The sequence below is a fragment of the Citrobacter sp. RHBSTW-00881 genome, from assembly GCF_013728515.1.
Classification (GTDB): domain Bacteria; phylum Pseudomonadota; class Gammaproteobacteria; order Enterobacterales; family Enterobacteriaceae; genus Citrobacter; species Citrobacter braakii.
Window position 1 is genome coordinate 3422724 of the sequence record NZ_CP056269.1, and the last position, 15277, is coordinate 3438000.

Below are 15277 nucleotides of genomic sequence, written 5' to 3' on the forward strand. Positions count from 1 at the left end.
TGTGCTTTAGCTCACATTGTTATTAAAATGTTTCTGGTCGCAGTTATGAGCCAGGAGCAAGTATGACCATCAAAGTTATCGTCACCGATATGGACGGAACTTTTCTCGACGACGCCAAAAAATACGATCATGCACGTTTTATGGCGCAGTATCAGGAACTAAAAAAACGGAATATTGAATTTGTCGTGGCCAGCGGCAATCAGTATTACCAACTGATCTCCTTTTTCCCGGAACTCAAAGATGAGATCTCTTTTGTTGCCGAGAACGGGGCGTTAGTCTTTGAACATGGCAAACAGCTGTTTCACGGTGAGCTGACCCGCCACGAATCCCGCATTGTCATTGGCGAACTGCTCAAAGATACGCATCTCAACTTTGTGGCTTGCGGCCTGCAAAGCGCCTACGTTAGCGAAAATGCCCCCGAGTCCTTTGTCGCATTGATGTCAAAACACTACCATCGCCTGAAACCCGTGAAGGATTATCAGGACATTGATGATGTGCTGTTCAAGTTCTCGCTGAATTTACCGGATCAACAAATCCCATTAGTGATCGATCACCTTCATTCTGCCCTTGACGGTATAATGAAGCCCGTCACCAGCGGCTTTGGGTTTATCGACCTGATCATTCCAGGTTTGCATAAAGCCAACGGAATCAGCCGTCTGCTAAAGCGCTGGAACCTGTCCCCGCAAAATGTGGTCGCCATTGGCGATAGCGGCAACGACGCAGAAATGCTGAAAATGGCGCGCTACTCTTTCGCCATGGCCAATGCGGCAGAGAGTATCAAATCGATTGCCCGCTATCAGACCGACGACAATAACCATCAGGGCGCGCTGAACGTGATTCAGGCGGTGCTGGATAACACTTCCCCTTTTAATTGCTAATCCTGCCCAACCGGGGTATCCCCTTGCCCCGGTTTCCACGCTTTTTCATGTTTCTCACACCATCAAATTTTAAACTTGCGTTAACTAAATTTTAACTTATATTATCACCTGTAAGTTAAATCAGTTTCGAATGAAAGTTAATGCGAGGTGGATATGGCTTTTACTTTTACCAGCGACACGTTGCCCACCGATCACAAAGCGGCAATCCGGCAGATGAAAAAGCAATTGCGTGAACAGCTTGGAGATGTTCAGTTGATTTTCAATCAGTTGAGCGAGGCCATTGCCAATCGCGTGGCGGAAATCAACGCCCTCAAAGCGCAAGGCTCTCCGGTATGGCCTGTGTTGTCCTATGCGGATATCAAGGCGGGCCGCGTGAGTACTGAGCAGCGTGAAGAAATTAAGCGTCGCGGATGCGCGGTCATTAAAGGCCATTTCTCTCGCGAACAAGCCCTCGATTGGGATAGGTCAATGCTGGACTATCTGGACCGCAACCATTTTGACGAAGTTTACAAAGGACCGGGCGATAATTTCTTTGGTACCCTGAGCGCATCGCGGCCTGAAATCTACCCCATCTACTGGTCCCAGGCGCAGATGCAGGCCCGTCAGAGTGAAGAAATGGCAAATGCGCAGTCATTTCTCAACCGTCTTTGGACATTTGCAGGCGAAGGTAAGCAATGGTTTAACCCGGATGTCAGCGTTATCTACCCCGACCGCATACGCCGTCGTCCACCGGGAACGACGTCCAAAGGGCTGGGCGCGCATACGGATTCCGGTGCGCTGGAACGCTGGCTTCTGCCGGCATATCAGCAGGTCTTTGCTAATGTTTTCAATGGCAAGCTGGAAGACTACGATCCGTGGCAGGCCGCGCATCGCACTGAAGTAGAAGAGTACACGGTGGATAACACCACCAAATGTTCAGTATTCCGTACCTTCCAGGGCTGGACTGCTCTCTCTGATATGCTGCCAGGTCAGGGGTTGTTGCACGTGGTCCCTATCCCTGAAGCGATGGCCTGGGTACTGTTACGTCCATTGCTTGACGATGTGCCGGAAGATGAACTTTGCGGCGTTGCGCCCGGCAGAGTTCTGCCGATTTCTGCGCAATGGCATCCGCTGCTGATTGAAGCGTTAACCAGCATTCCGCAACTGGACGCCGGAGACTCCGTCTGGTGGCATTGCGATGTGATCCACTCCGTCGCGCCGGTAGAAAATCAGCAGGGTTGGGGCAACGTGATGTACATCCCTGCCGCACCGATGTGCGAAAAGAATCTGGCCTACGCCCATAAAGTGAAGGCCGCGCTGGAAAAAGGCGTATCGCCAGGTGATTTCCCACGCGAGGATTATGAAACTCACTGGGAAGGACGCTTCACGCTGGATGATTTGAATATCCATGGCAAGCGTGCGCTGGGGATGGAATAATCCGTCCCCTTCCAACGCCTTTAAAACAGTCCGGTTTTCTTCACTACATGACAAAAACCGGATATTTTTTTATTCTATTGATACTGCTGCCAGTTTCCATTTATCATTTTCTTTGAGCATTGTAACGTTAATCTCGCCAGACTCTCCGTTTTTAAACTCTACGCTTCCAGACAAAGAACCAACATCATTTACTACATTGAAACTATCGAAACTGTATTCGCTAATATCATCAAAATGAACAGACTCGGTTACAAGCTTAAAATCCTCGCTGTTCATTTTTCTTTGCAGAAAAGAAGAGCTTGCCTGATAAGCCTGAACATATTGTCCATTACGGAGCAAATCTATCTCTGTTCGCGCAGCATCCTTCAAATCACCCATCGTGGAAAAAAGGAAAGTGCCAATACCAATAAAAATAATTAGTGCGGCAATCACCGCTCCCGCAATAACAAATTTCCTTTTTTTCTTGTCTGCTAACACACCACGAACCAGCCATCCAGCATCACGAACTATATCAAAAACAGGGTCGGTAATTTCCGTTGATGCAAATTTGTAGCCATCAATTTTACCAAAGCTACCATCTTCTTTTTTCCCCAAGGATCCCCCAGCAGAAAACTCAAGACGTTGCCCGATTTGGACAGATTTTCTCAATCTGAACCCACCCAAATCTGAATCCCACTCCACATCGGTAGTTTTTTCCCGATAGCTAATCTGCTTTTTACTTTCATCGAAGAACAGTCTTAACTCATATTGTTTTTGCAATCCGTATTGACTGAAGTAATCTATCCACTCAGCATCTACGATATTCCAGGATGCAACAATATCATCGCCATCTTCACGTAAAATGAAAGGATGCTCGTTGCTGTTGTTTAAACTTAGTAAGTTTAATTTAAGATTGGCTAAAGAAAGCGGTTCCATCTGACTTATTTCCTTTCCCTGTGTAGGTAGTTATGGAAAGTATCTTAGCCACAATTGTGGCTAAGATTAATAAGCAGAACTTTTTTTCAGAAAAGTGCGGGGAGAGACTTATTCAATACCTTTACTACGCAGGTAATCTTCGTAGTTACCGGTGAAGTCGATTACGCGTTCCGGCGTAATTTCAATCACGCGGGTTGCCAACGAACTGACGAACTCACGGTCGTGAGAAACGAAGATCAGCGTGCCCTGGTACATTTCCAGCGCCATGTTCAGCGATTCGATAGATTCCATATCCAGGTGGTTGGTCGGTTCATCCATTACCAGGATATTCGGTTTCTGCATCATCAGCTTACCGAACAGCATGCGTCCTTTTTCACCACCGGACAGCACTTTAGCAGGTTTCTTGATATCGTCCTGGCTGAACAGCAAGCGACCAAGGAAGCTACGTACTACCTGCTCATCATCGCCTTCCTGTTTCCACTGACTCATCCACTCGAAGACCGTCAGATCGTTTTCGAATTCGTACTCGTGATCCTGCGCGTAGTAACCAACCTGGGCGTTTTCAGACCATTTCACGGTGCCGTTATCCGGCTGTAATTCGCCGACCAGCGTCTTCAGCATGGTTGATTTACCCACGCCGTTGGCACCCAGAATGGCAATTTTCTCACCGACTTCCAGCAGCAGGTTAAAGTTCTTAAATAACGGACCTTCATCAAACCCTTTCGTCAGCGCTTCCACTTCCAGCGCGTTACGGAACAGTTTCTTATCCTGTTCGAAGCGGATGAACGGGTTCTGACGGCTGGACGCCTTCACTTCGTCAAGCTTGATCTTATCAATCTGACGCGCACGAGAAGTCGCCTGACGAGATTTAGATGCGTTGGCGCTAAAGCGGCTGACGAAGGATTGCAGATCGGCAATCTGCGCTTTCTTCTTGGCGTTATCGGCCAGCAGACGTTCACGCGCCTGGGTTGCCGCCGTCATATATTCGTCGTAGTTACCCGGATAAACACGCAGTTCGCCGTAGTCCAGATCCGCCATGTGCGTACAGACCATGTTCAGGAAGTGACGGTCATGCGAAATGATGATCATGGTGCTGTCACGCTCGTTCAGCGTCTGCTCCAGCCAGCGGATGGTGTCGATATCCAGGTTGTTCGTTGGTTCGTCGAGCAGCAGAATGTCCGGGTTAGAGAACAGCGCCTGTGCCAGAAGCACACGCAGCTTCCAGCCGGGGGCTACTTCGCTCATCGGGCCATAATGCTGTTCTACCGGAATACCTACGCCCAGCAGCAATTCACCCGCACGCGCTTCCGCAGAGTAGCCGTCCATTTCGCCATACTGAACTTCAAGGTCAGCAACTTTATAGCCGTCTTCTTCGCTCATTTCGGCCAGGGCGTAAATGCGATCGCGCTCCTGCTTTACTTCCCACAGTTCACCGTGACCCATGATCACGGTGTCAAGCACGGTGAACTCTTCAAAGGCGAACTGATCCTGACGCAGCTTACCAATACGCTCGTTCGGATCGAGGGAAACGTTGCCCAGCGTCGGTTCGAGGTCGCCGCCGAGAATTTTCATAAAAGTGGATTTACCGCTACCGTTCGCGCCAATCAGGCCGTAACGGTTGCCGCCGCCAAATTTGACGGAAATATTTTCAAACAGCGGCTTACTGCCGAACTGCATGGTGACGTTGCTGGAAACTAACACTGGCGTATCCTGAAAGAGAAAGAAATATGTGACGAACCGCTTATTATGCCATAAGTCTGCAATAAGATCGCGCCTTGATGCTGAAGGGATAAAGTGAAAGCAAAAGGAAAAAAATGTGATTTAGTACACATCCGAATTCCTTGTTGCTCAGATTGCACATATAATGCGTGCCCAACACTACATAAATCTCAACCCACTAGCCTGCCTGGCACTGAATCTCGCATACATGAACATGAATATGAAATTAACAACGCTTTTCGCGGCGGCACTCGCAATAGTTGGTTTTTGTAACACCGCTTCTGCCGTCACGTACCCGCTGCCTACCGATGGCAGCCGTTTGATCGGCCAAAACCAGGTCATCACTATTCCTGAAGGCAACACCCAACCGCTGGAGTATTTTGCGGCGGAGTATCAGATGGGTCTGTCTAATATGCTGGAAGCCAACCCGGGCGTGGATACCTTCCTGCCGAAGGGCGGCACCGTCCTGAACATACCTCAGCAATTGATCCTGCCGGATACCGTGCATGAAGGTATTGTTATTAACAGCGCTGAAATGCGTCTGTACTACTACCCGAAAGGCACCAACACCGTTATTGTTCTGCCGATCGGTATTGGTCAGTTGGGCAAAGACACGCCAATCAACTGGACCACCAAAGTAGAACGTAAAAAAGCGGGCCCAACCTGGACGCCAACGGCAAAAATGCATGCGGAATACCGCGCTGCGGGCGAACCGCTGCCAGCTGTTGTTCCGGCAGGTCCGGATAACCCGATGGGCCTGTACGCGCTGTATATCGGTCGCCTGTACGCCATCCACGGCACCAATGCTAACTTCGGCGTCGGCTTACGCGTCAGCCACGGTTGCGTGCGTCTGCGTAACGACGACATCAAATTCCTGTTTGAAAATGTGCCGGTCGGCACCCGCGTACAGTTTATCGATGAGCCGGTAAAAGCCACGACTGAACCAGACGGCAGCCGTTACATCGAGGTACACAACCCACTGTCCACCACTGAAGCACAGTTCGAAGGCGGGGAAATCGTACCGATTACGCTGAACAAGAGCATTACCAGCATCACCGGTCAGTCTGACGTCGATCAGGCCGTCGTTGAGCAGGCGGTACAGAACCGTTCAGGTATGCCGGTTCGTCTGAACTAAGCATCAAAACTGCCCTTTCGCCTTATCGGGCCTACTTAACCTGTAGGCCCGATAAGCGCCAGCCCCATCGGGCACAATCCTCACATCACCTGCAATAAACCATACCCTACCAGCGCCGCCCATATCAGCATCGGCACCGAATACCAATGAAAACGCCACCAGATCCGTCGATCGTTTGCCATCCGTAAAGCAATAAGATTCGCCAGCGATCCCGGCAACAACCCAAAACCGCCCACATTGACCGCCCAGGCCAGCAGCAGCGTTGGCGGGACGTAGTTCAGCAGCAAAATCGTGCTGGGAACATTACTGATAAACTGCGACAGGCCAATGGCCGTCAACCAAAGCCCCGGTGCTGACAGCGTGCCAATCTGGTGGGTAATCTCCTGCAAGGCCGGGAGTTGCGTCAGCAAGTGCACATCAATGAACATCGCCATAAACACCAACAGCAGCGTCCAATCCACGCTGAGGATCACGCGGCGAGCCAGCACCATGAATCCTGCCGCGACGATCGCCAGGCCCCACAGCTCTTGTTTTAGCTCCAGTGCCGCCAGGAAAATGATATACAGCCCCAGACAGCTCCACACCAGGCGCGGTTGCCAGTCAGGTGCGCGCGTACCGGTATGATAATGCAATGCTTTATGCGGGAAACTGAACCAGCACAGCACCACCAGCGTCAGCATCATGGTCCCCGCAAGCGGCGCCATCTGCCAGGTAAACGCGGTAAACGATAAGCCGGAGCGTCCCCACATCAGAATGTTTTGCGGATTACCTATTGGCGTGAGCAACGATCCGGCGTTTACCGCCAGCGCCTCAAAGATAATCAGGCGATTTACAGGAATGGCACACAATTTTTTCAGGGTGATCGTCAGCGGAACAACAATAAACAGCGCAACATCGTTGGTCAGAAACGTCGACAGCAGCGCTGCCGCCAGCACCATAAATATCGCCAATTGACGTTCGGTGTTAAAGCGCCGGGTCATCTTGCGCCCTAACACATCGAAGTAACCGCTTAGCTCCACGCCTTTGGTCAGTAACATCAGGCCGCTAAGCGTAATAATCGTGTGCCAGTCTATCGCCCCCGGCCACGACCGTGGCGTAAATGGCACGAACAGGCTCAGTACAACCCCGACGATGATTAACAGCTGAAAAAAGCGATCGCGCTGTAAGGCGCGTAGTAAAGGAAAACTCATTCAGAGCCTGTGCCTTGCTGTTGCGTAAACCGGCTAAAAGCCTCCAGCGTTTCCTTACTGACGTGATGCTCCATTCCCTCCGCGTCGCGACGGGCAATTTCCGGGCTGATACCTAACATCAGCAGGAAATTCTCCACAATCTGGTGACGCTCCCGACTCTCCTGAGCCAGTCGTTCACCTTCTGCGGTTAAAAACACGCCCCGCCAGGGGATCATTTCAATCAACCCAACTGAAGCAAGACGCTTAAGCATTTTAGCAACCGTCGGCTGGGAAACTCCAAGCCGTGCGGCCATATCGACCTGGCGCGCTTCACCCACCTCAATAATGAGATCGGAAATCAGCTCTACGTAGTCATCAATCAGCTCACGGCGATGTGCCTCCCGGACCTGACGAAATCCTTCAACGTGTTCTTCGACATTCACCAATTGCGTCACTTTTTTTGTTGTTGGCATACCTGCGCGACGACTCATTCTGCTTCCTCGTTACTGTGACGCGTTAACGGCATCTGATTAGAGAACGCTCATTGTAAACCAGAGTTGCGTGGGCACAAAAAATTAACGTTTTAGCAATAGCTATATAATATAGCCTGTGCTATATCTGTATATAATAAAGACATCCCTCAAGGACTGATGGGATCGTGAAGTCAGGAGGTTTATATGAATGAATTTAAGAGGTGTATGCGCGTGTTTAGCCACTCTCCCTTTAAAGTACGGTTAATGCTGATCTCTATGCTGTGCGACATGATTAACAGCAAACCAGAGCAGGATAAACCTGCAGATAAATAATGCGGCGTCGCGGTACGCCGCTTCATTTTCCTGCCGTAACTCGGATACGGTGATCGTTTTCGTGCCAATAACCCTTCTTTTTGTCAGTTTTGCCACGCCCCTCGCAAAACAATTTCTTAGTAGTAGTTGACCTTCTCTTGCACACACTCTATCTTTTCGCAGCCCTGCATATATTGCGGCTCGCGGATGCGGACCCTATCCCTCTTCTCGCTCTCTCAGGCAGGCAATGACCCTTAGCGCCAGGGTAAGCACATGGCGTTTTTGTAACAGTGGCATATGAATTTAACCCTCAAAGATTCAATCATTGCTCGTAGCCGGGCGATTAGTCCGTGGACTGGCCTCTATTTCTTACAGTCTCTGCTGATCAACCTTGCGCTGGGCTATCCGCTTAGCCTGCTCTATAGCGTTGCTTTCACCTGTATATTGATGCTGCTGTGGCGCAGCGCGCCGCGTGCGCAGAAAGTGCTGATTGGCATTTGCTCGCTGATAGCGGCAATGTACTTCCCGTTTGGCCAGGCTTACGGTTCGCCGAACTTCAATACCTTGCTGGCGCTGCACTCAACCAATATGGAAGAGTCTACTGAAATTCTGACCATCTTCCCCTGGTACAGTTATCTGGTTGGGGTGTTTATTTTCGCCCTCGGTGTTATCGCCGTACGCCGTAAAAAAGAGGTGCAGCAGCGTAGCTGGAATAAGTTCGACAGCATTTGTTTGCTGTTCAGCGTTGTCGCGTTCTTTGTGACCCCGGTGCAAAACCTGGCCTGGGGCGGCGTGTTCAAGCTGAAAGACACCGGCTATCCGGTTTTCCGCTTTGCCAAGGACGTTATCGTTAATAACAACGAAGTGCTCGACGAACAAGAGCGTATGGCGAAGCTGGCGAGCGTGAAAGACAGCTGGACGGTAACCGCCGTGAAGCCGAAGTATCATACCTACGTGGTGGTCATCGGCGAAAGCGCCCGCCGCGATGCGTTAGGCGCTTTTGGCGGCCACTGGGATAACACCCCGTTTGCTAGTTCCGTTAACGGCTACATCTTCGCGGATTACATCGCGGCAAGCGGTTCGACACAAAAATCACTCGGCCTGACGCTGAATCGGGTGGTGGACAATAAACCCCAGTTCCAGGATAACTTTGTCACTCTGGCCAACCGCGCGGGATTCCAGACGTGGTGGTTCTCCAATCAGGGACAGATTGGTGAATACGATACGGCCATCGCCAGCATTGCGAAGCGAGCTGATGAAGTTCAGTTCCTCAAAAGCGGTGATTTCGAAGCGGATAAAAATACCCGTGATGAAGCGCTGTTGAAGATGACCGCCCAGGTGCTGGCAACCGAGCGCACTCAGCCACAGCTTATCGTGCTGCATTTAATGGGCTCGCATCCGCAGGCCTGCGACCGTACGCAGGGTAAATACGAGACTTTCGTCCAGTCAAAAGAGACATCTTGCTATCTGTACACCATGACGCAGACGGATGACCTGCTGCGCCAGCTTTACGATCAGTTACGTAACAGCGGTAACAGCTTCTCGATGGTCTATTTCTCCGATCATGGCCTCGCGTTTAAAGAGCGGGGGAAAGAGGTGCAGTACCTGGCGCATGACGATCAGTTCCAGCAGAATTTCCAGGTACCATTTATGGTGCTGTCGAGCGATGATAAAGCGCACCGGGTGATTAAAGCCCGTCGCTCCGCCAATGATTTCCTCAGCTTTTTCTCGCAGTGGACGGGGATAAGCGCGAAGGAAATCACCAACAGCTATCGCTTTATTTCAGAGAAAAAGGCTGGCCCGGTGTACATCACCAACTTCAAATTGCAGAAGGTGGACTACAACCATCTGGGTACCGACATCTTTGAGACCAAATCTCGTTAATCTCTGAATTGCGCACAAAAAAAATCCGCCCCGAGAGGCGGATTTTTTGTATCACCGAAGTGATTAGAAGCGGTAACCCACGCCAGCGATCCAGGTGCCAACGTCAACGCTACGAATACGGCTCTGCTCGTAGGAGAAGTCCAGAGCAACGTTTTCGATCGGGTTGAACTGCAGACCAGCACCGTAAGAGAAACCGTAGTCACTGGTGGTGTGGTTATCAGCCGGGGATGCAGCGTTCTGGAATTTACCGTAGCCAACACCCACTACACCGTAGATGCTTGCCCAGTCGTTCAGACGGTAAGCCGGGCCAGCAGTGATGCCGTAGTACTGGGTTTTGTTGTAGTCGCCAGACGCATCGGTACGATCTTTTTCAGTGTAAGTGAAGGAACCGATAACACCCAGCGGGTTGCTGTCCTGCTCGTAGCGATACTTCAGGTTAAAACCGTTCATTTTGTTCGCTGCGCCCTGAGCATCGCTCTGAGCGTAACCACCGGTAACGGTAGAAGTCGCAGCTACAGCAGTACCTGCGGAGAAAGCCAGAACAGCGGCCAGTGCTGAAAGACATGCAATTTTTTTCATAACCACCTCAAATGTGCTTCAAGTAAATCCTAAGTTTTAAATATACCAAAAATTGATGGGAAACTCTTTGCGATTCGCGATGTCTAACGGGGTCTTTCATGTAACAGAACGTTTCAGAAACCCGCTATCTCTTTCAATTAACATCACTTTTCTAACCTAAAATGCCATTATTGCGCGCACAATATGGCACATTCATCCAGAATATTCCTAATCACACAGATTATTAATCCATCACTTTCATGCCATTGTACGGAACTGAGCAATTTTTTTTTCAACGAATACTCAACCAGCGGTGCGTATTTCCATTACACTCGCTGTTTTACTTTTCTATACATCACGTCATCCGTGTCGTAGCAAATTTGCAACGTCACGCAGATGAAGGCGTGTAATTATCATTTGACAGGAGAAAGGATGCCGGGGTCGTCACGTAAAGCGCCAGTCTGGTTGCCTATTTTGGTTTTGCTTATTGCTATGTCCTCCATTCAAAGCGGAGCATCTCTGGCAAAATCGCTATTCCCACTCGTCGGTGCGCCGGGCGTTACCGCATTGCGCCTTGCGCTGGGCACCCTCATCCTTATTGCCTTCTTTAAACCCTGGCGTTTGCGATTCGCCAAAGAACAACGCCTGCCGCTGCTGTTTTATGGTCTGTCTCTGGGCGGGATGAACTATCTCTTCTATCTGTCAATCCAGACCGTCCCACTGGGAATTGCCGTAGCGCTGGAGTTCACCGGCCCGCTCGCGGTAGCGCTGTTTTCATCCCGACGTCCGGTGGATTTCATTTGGGTTGCACTGGCTGTACTCGGGCTTTGGTTCCTGCTGCCGTTAGGTCAGGACGTTTCTCACGTGGATTTAACCGGTGCTGCGCTGGCGCTGGGCGCTGGCGCCTGCTGGGCAATCTATATTCTTACCGGGCAGCGTGCCGGCGCGGAACATGGTCCGGCGACCGTTGCGGTAGGGTCATTAATTGCGGCGCTGATTTTTGTACCCATCGGTGCGCTCCAGGCTGGGGATGCCTTGTGGCACTGGTCCATTCTGCCGTTAGGCCTGGCCATTGCGGTCCTCTCCACTGCGCTTCCCTACTCGCTGGAGATGATTGCGTTGACGCGGCTGCCAACACGCACTTTTGGTACTCTGATGAGTATGGAACCCGCACTGGCTGCGGTTTCAGGAATGATCTTCCTCGGTGAAACGCTGACGCTTATCCAGACGCTGGCTCTGGGCGCCATTATTGTCGCATCAATGGGCTCGACGCTCACTATTCGCAAAGAACCACAAATTAAGCAAGTTGACGTGAATTAACCACTTAATATTCTGCATGGTTTGCATAATCATGCAGAATATTCAATTGTAAATCTGCGTGATAATTATTCTAATAAATATAATTTTCTCATCTGCATATTTCTTGAAATTTTTACATTAACATAAAAATAACACACCCCCATCAATAACCATCATATCTATATGATTTTATTAGTTATTTCATATCCCCCCTCTCTTCGCTATTAAAGTGATAGGTAACACCAGAAAAATAAATCCAAAATTCACGCTATACTTATTCCCGTTGAAGAGCTGGGACATAATTATCAAGAGGATATGAAAATATGAGTACCGCAAAACTGGTAAAAACAAAAGCATCTGCCCTCCTTTATACCCGCAACGATGTAACAGATAGCGAAAAGAAAGCGACCGTAGAGCTGCTGAATCAGCAAGTGATCCAGTTCATCGACCTGTCTTTGATCACCAAACAGGCTCACTGGAACATGCGCGGCGCGAACTTCATTGCTGTGCATGAAATGCTCGATGGCTTCCGTACTGCCCTGACCGACCACCTCGATACCATGGCTGAGCGCGCCGTACAGTTAGGCGGTGTGGCATTGGGTACCACCCAGGTTATTAACAGCAAAACGCCTCTGAAAAGCTATCCGCTGGATATCCATAGCGTTCAGGACCACTTAAAAGAGCTGGCCGATCGTTATGCCGTCGTCGCTAACAGCGTCCGTAAAGCCATTAGCGAAGCAAAAGACGAAGATACAGCAGATATCTTCACCGCCGCTTCACGCGACCTCGACAAATTCCTGTGGTTTATCGAAGCCAACATTGAATAACAGCAGACATAAGAATTACCTATATAACCCTCGCCCTGGCGGGGGTTTTGCACATCTATGGTGCATTACATTGATCGTTCGCCACTCCAAAGTAAATTATTTGTAATAATCACTTCACACAATCGTTAACGAAAGATTGTTTTATCAACAATTTTTACGCTAAATAGTCATACCGTTTGCACTGTGTCAGGTACGCACCAAATGAGTGCCCCAAAACAGTGCAGATTACCCACTTTGCCCTACTTATTGTGCAGAGAAACGAGACACCCTCTTGTTAAAACAATGAGTTGCAAAACTGGCACGATTTTTTCATTAAGCCATATGTTCTCGCAGGGGATCGCCCCGTGGATAAAAAAGGAAATCCTATGAAGTCTGTATTAAAAGTCTCACTGGCTGCACTTACCCTGGCTTTTGCGGTGTCCTCCCATGCCGCAGATAAGAAACTGGTTGTCGCAACCGACACCGCATTTGTACCGTTCGAATTCAAACAGGGTGACAAATACGTTGGTTTTGATGTGGATCTGTGGGCTGCCGTGGCCAAAGAACTGAAGCTGGATTATGAACTGAAACCAATGGATTTCAGCGGCATCATCCCGGCTCTGCAAACCAAGAATATCGACCTGGCGCTGGCGGGTATCACCATCACTGATGAGCGTAAAAAAGCGATCGACTTCTCTGACGGCTACTACAAAAGCGGTCTGTTAGTGATGGTCAAAGCGAATAATAACGACGTGAAAAGCGTGAAAGATCTGGATGGTAAAGTCGTCGCTGTGAAGAGCGGCACGGGTTCCGTTGATTACGCGAAAGCTAACATCAAAACCAAAGATCTGCGTCAGTTCCCGAATATCGATAACGCATATATGGAACTGGGCACCAACCGCGCAGACGCCGTACTGCACGACACGCCAAACATTCTTTACTTCATCAAAACCGCTGGCAACGGTCAGTTCAAAGCTGTAGGCGAATCCCTGGAAGCCCAGCAGTACGGTATCGCCTTCCCGAAAGGCAGCGATGAACTGCGTGAGAAAGTGAACGGCGCGCTGAAAACGCTGAAAGAGAACGGCACATACAACGAAATCTACAAAAAATGGTTCGGTACCGAACCTAAATAACAAGAACGTTCTGTAACGCCCGGTAGCGCCAGCGCCGCCGGGCCTGCAATTTTGAGTCATCGCGTTATGGCTTATTACTTTTCTCACCACGGTAACAGGAACGAAATATGCAGTTTGACTGGAGTGCCATCTGGCCCGCCATCCCGCTTTTGATTGAAGGCGCCAAAATGACCCTGTGGATCTCGGTCCTCGGTCTGGCAGGCGGTCTGATAATCGGGCTTGCAGCAGGGTTTGCGCGTACTTTCGGCGGTTGGATAGCCAACCACGTAGCGCTGGTGTTTATCGAAGTCATTCGCGGTACGCCAATCGTTGTGCAGGTGATGTTTATTTACTTTGCCCTGCCAATGGCATTTAACGATTTACGCATTGATCCCTTTAGCGCCGCCGTTGTCACCATCATGATCAACTCCGGCGCCTATATTGCGGAAATCACCCGCGGCGCGGTGCTCTCAATCCATAAAGGATTCAGCGAAGCCGGACTGGCGCTTGGGCTTTCACGTACAGAGACTATCCGCCACGTTATTTTACCTCTCGCGCTGCGTCGTATGCTGCCACCGCTGGGCAACCAGTGGATCATCAGCATTAAAGATACCTCGCTGTTTATTGTCATTGGCGTCGCTGAACTGACCCGTCAGGGCCAGGAAATCATTGCCGGTAACTTCCGCGCACTGGAAATCTGGAGCGCCGTTGCGGTGTTCTATCTGATCATTACGCTGGTGCTGAGCTTCATTCTGCGTCGTCTGGAAAGAAGGATGAAAATCCTGTGATTGAATTTAAAAACGTTTCTAAGCACTTTGGCCCAACCCAGGTGCTGCACAATATTGACCTGAACATTCAGCAGGGCGAAGTGGTGGTAATTATCGGGCCATCCGGGTCCGGCAAATCAACCCTGCTGCGCTGCATTAACAAACTGGAAGAGATAACCTCTGGCGATCTGATCGTCGACGGTCTGAAGGTAAACGATCCAAAGGTAGACGAGCGGTTAATCCGCCAGGAAGCCGGGATGGTGTTTCAGCAGTTCTACCTGTTCCCGCATCTGACGGCGCTGGAAAACGTCATGTTCGGACCGCAGCGCGTACGCGGGGCGGATAAAGAACAGGCCGAGAAACTGGCTAAAGAGCTGCTGGCGAAAGTAGGTCTGGCCGAGCGTGCGCATCACTACCCTTCTGAGCTGTCTGGCGGTCAACAGCAGCGTGTGGCGATCGCCCGTGCGCTGGCGGTGAAGCCGAAAATGATGCTGTTTGATGAGCCAACCTCAGCGCTGGACCCTGAACTGCGCCACGAAGTTCTGAAAGTTATGCAGGATCTGGCGGAGGAAGGGATGACCATGGTGATTGTGACCCACGAAATCGGCTTTGCCGAAAAAGTAGCTTCACGCCTGATTTTCATCGATAAGGGACGTATTGCCGAAGACGGTAATCCGCAGGCCCTGATTGAAAATCCGCCCAGCCAACGTTTACAGGAATTCTTGCAGCACGTTTCCTGATAGCTCTCCCTCCCTTCGCCTGAAGGGAGGTTTTTCACCAGAATCCTCTCATTTCATTTCTCCCCCGCCCTGACATCTATACTTATCCTTTTGA

The 15277-nt window shown here is 50.2% G+C and carries 15 protein-coding genes; 10 read left to right on the forward strand and 5 right to left on the reverse strand.

Translation table 11 applies throughout. The features are described 5' to 3' along the window. Positions 1-62 precede the first annotated feature (62 nt). Together HV311_RS16590 and HV311_RS16595 are read left to right on the forward strand one after the other, a co-directional pair. Positions 63-878 (forward strand): Cof-type HAD-IIB family hydrolase, encoded by an 816-nt coding sequence (locus tag HV311_RS16590; protein WP_075846990.1) that lies wholly within the window; start codon positions 63-65, stop codon positions 876-878. Between the two features lie 153 nt (positions 879-1031). Continuing rightward, entirely contained in the window at positions 1032-2294 is a 1263-nt protein-coding gene (locus tag HV311_RS16595) for a DUF1479 domain-containing protein (protein ID WP_191220200.1), read from the forward strand. A 69-nt stretch (positions 2295-2363) separates the two neighbouring features. Here HV311_RS16595 and HV311_RS16600 read toward each other — a convergent pair whose 3' ends face one another. Both HV311_RS16600 and HV311_RS16605 read right to left on the reverse strand, forming a co-directional pair. Continuing rightward, positions 2364-3209 carry a hypothetical protein gene (locus HV311_RS16600; RefSeq protein ID WP_191220201.1) on the reverse strand — a complete coding sequence of 282 codons (846 nt, stop codon included), beginning with the start codon at positions 3207-3209 and terminating at the stop codon, positions 2364-2366. A gap of 108 nt (positions 3210-3317) precedes the next feature. Then, positions 3318-4910, reverse strand: coding sequence for an ABC-F family ATPase (locus tag HV311_RS16605; RefSeq protein ID WP_049043037.1), 1593 nt, complete (start codon positions 4908-4910; stop codon positions 3318-3320). A gap of 232 nt (positions 4911-5142) precedes the next feature. Here HV311_RS16605 and ldtB point away from each other — a divergent pair, with 232 nt between their 5' ends. After that, positions 5143-6063, forward strand: a complete 921-nt coding sequence (ldtB, locus tag HV311_RS16610) for a L,D-transpeptidase (RefSeq protein WP_003035268.1) — start codon at positions 5143-5145, stop codon at positions 6061-6063. Between the two features lie 80 nt (positions 6064-6143). Here ldtB and HV311_RS16615 read toward each other — a convergent pair whose 3' ends face one another. Together HV311_RS16615 and mntR are read right to left on the reverse strand one after the other, a co-directional pair. Beyond that, complete coding sequence (locus HV311_RS16615; protein ID WP_016152375.1) at positions 6144-7253, reverse strand: anion transporter; 1110 nt, start codon at positions 7251-7253, stop codon at positions 6144-6146. After that, on the reverse strand, positions 7250-7723 hold the full coding sequence (gene mntR / locus HV311_RS16620; protein WP_003831586.1) for a manganese-binding transcriptional regulator MntR: 474 nt from the start codon (positions 7721-7723) through the stop codon (positions 7250-7252). Before mntR ends, HV311_RS16615 begins: the two co-directional genes overlap by 4 nt. A 186-nt stretch (positions 7724-7909) precedes the next feature. Here mntR and mntS point away from each other — a divergent pair, with 186 nt between their 5' ends. Further along, the gene (gene mntS / locus HV311_RS16625) at positions 7910-8038 is read left to right on the forward strand and encodes a manganase accumulation protein MntS (protein WP_046274644.1); all 129 of its coding nucleotides are present in this window, start codon (positions 7910-7912) and stop codon (positions 8036-8038) included. Positions 8039-8314: 276 nt separating this feature from the next. Further along, positions 8315-9901, forward strand: coding sequence for a phosphoethanolamine transferase (locus HV311_RS16630; protein WP_047359432.1), 1587 nt, complete (start codon positions 8315-8317; stop codon positions 9899-9901). 63 nt (positions 9902-9964) lie between these two features. On the opposite strand, the gene ompX is transcribed toward HV311_RS16630, so the two are convergent. Continuing rightward, positions 9965-10480: an outer membrane protein OmpX gene (gene ompX / locus HV311_RS16635; RefSeq protein WP_016152372.1), complete on the reverse strand. Its 516-nt coding sequence runs from the start codon at positions 10478-10480 to the stop codon at positions 9965-9967. 411 nt (positions 10481-10891) lie between these two features. Between ompX and rhtA the strand changes: the two genes are divergently transcribed. The 5 genes from rhtA to glnQ all read left to right on the forward strand — a co-directional run bounded on the left by rhtA (position 10892) and on the right by glnQ (position 15183). After that, positions 10892-11779 carry a threonine/homoserine exporter RhtA gene (gene rhtA, locus HV311_RS16640; protein ID WP_191220202.1) on the forward strand — a complete coding sequence of 296 codons (888 nt, stop codon included), beginning with the start codon at positions 10892-10894 and terminating at the stop codon, positions 11777-11779. 302 nt (positions 11780-12081) lie between these two features. Further along, entirely contained in the window at positions 12082-12585 is a 504-nt protein-coding gene (dps, locus tag HV311_RS16645) for a DNA starvation/stationary phase protection protein Dps (protein WP_006685362.1), read from the forward strand. Between the two features lie 365 nt (positions 12586-12950). After that, positions 12951-13697 carry a glutamine ABC transporter substrate-binding protein GlnH gene (gene glnH, locus HV311_RS16650; RefSeq protein WP_016152370.1) on the forward strand — a complete coding sequence of 249 codons (747 nt, stop codon included), beginning with the start codon at positions 12951-12953 and terminating at the stop codon, positions 13695-13697. Between the two features lie 107 nt (positions 13698-13804). Then, complete coding sequence (gene glnP, locus HV311_RS16655) at positions 13805-14464, forward strand: glutamine ABC transporter permease GlnP (protein WP_003035248.1); 660 nt, start codon at positions 13805-13807, stop codon at positions 14462-14464. Continuing rightward, positions 14461-15183: a glutamine ABC transporter ATP-binding protein GlnQ gene (gene glnQ / locus HV311_RS16660; protein ID WP_191220203.1), complete on the forward strand. Its 723-nt coding sequence runs from the start codon at positions 14461-14463 to the stop codon at positions 15181-15183. Before glnP ends, glnQ begins: the two co-directional genes overlap by 4 nt. Positions 15184-15277: the final 94 nt, after the last annotated feature.

Coding starts and splice junctions, on each gene's coding strand:
- rhtA (WP_191220202.1), top strand. CDS start 10,892: ATGCCGGGGTCGTCACGTAAAGCGCCAGTCTGGTTGCCTATTTTGGTT.
- HV311_RS16595 (WP_191220200.1), top strand. CDS start 1,032: ATGGCTTTTACTTTTACCAGCGACACGTTGCCCACCGATCACAAAGCG.
- mntS (WP_046274644.1), top strand. CDS start 7,910: ATGAATGAATTTAAGAGGTGTATGCGCGTGTTTAGCCACTCTCCCTTT.
- ompX (WP_016152372.1), bottom strand. CDS start 10,480: ATGAAAAAAATTGCATGTCTTTCAGCACTGGCCGCTGTTCTGGCTTTC.
- ldtB (WP_003035268.1), top strand. CDS start 5,143: ATGAATATGAAATTAACAACGCTTTTCGCGGCGGCACTCGCAATAGTT.
- HV311_RS16630 (WP_047359432.1), top strand. CDS start 8,315: ATGAATTTAACCCTCAAAGATTCAATCATTGCTCGTAGCCGGGCGATT.
- glnH (WP_016152370.1), top strand. CDS start 12,951: ATGAAGTCTGTATTAAAAGTCTCACTGGCTGCACTTACCCTGGCTTTT.
- glnP (WP_003035248.1), top strand. CDS start 13,805: ATGCAGTTTGACTGGAGTGCCATCTGGCCCGCCATCCCGCTTTTGATT.
- dps (WP_006685362.1), top strand. CDS start 12,082: ATGAGTACCGCAAAACTGGTAAAAACAAAAGCATCTGCCCTCCTTTAT.
- HV311_RS16600 (WP_191220201.1), bottom strand. CDS start 3,209: ATGGAACCGCTTTCTTTAGCCAATCTTAAATTAAACTTACTAAGTTTA.
- HV311_RS16590 (WP_075846990.1), top strand. CDS start 63: ATGACCATCAAAGTTATCGTCACCGATATGGACGGAACTTTTCTCGAC.
- HV311_RS16615 (WP_016152375.1), bottom strand. CDS start 7,253: ATGAGTTTTCCTTTACTACGCGCCTTACAGCGCGATCGCTTTTTTCAG.
- mntR (WP_003831586.1), bottom strand. CDS start 7,723: ATGAGTCGTCGCGCAGGTATGCCAACAACAAAAAAAGTGACGCAATTG.